This is a genomic window from Tetzosporium hominis (genome assembly GCF_002265435.1).
In the GTDB taxonomy this organism is placed as follows: Bacteria; Bacillota; Bacilli; order Bacillales_A; family Planococcaceae; genus Chryseomicrobium; species Chryseomicrobium hominis.
On record NZ_NOKQ01000375.1, the window covers coordinates 1 to 265 of the forward strand.

At 48.7% G+C, this 265-nt stretch carries 1 protein-coding gene; it reads left to right on the plus strand.

The annotated features are described in order from the left end of the window. Window positions 1–265 (plus strand): GerAB/ArcD/ProY family transporter (locus CF394_RS15435; protein WP_165767585.1); only part of this gene is annotated, 265 nt, incomplete at both ends.

A 265-nucleotide genomic window follows, 5' to 3' on the forward strand; every position in this document is an offset into this window, starting at 1 on the left:
GCTGCCGCGGACATCTGGGGAAGCGGTTAAAGCGCCGGATGTCTGGCTTTCTGTTGCATTCGGAGGGCTGGTTGCCATATTAGCCGGTTTCATCATGGTGAAATTAAGCATGGAGTACCCCGACAAAACGCTATATCAATATAGCCGGGATCTCATTGGCAAGTGGCCGGGAGGACTTTTCACCCTGCTTTTGATTTGTTATTTTCTCGCAACATCAGGTTTCCAAGTCCGATCTGTCACAGAGGTTATGGGATTTTACTTACTG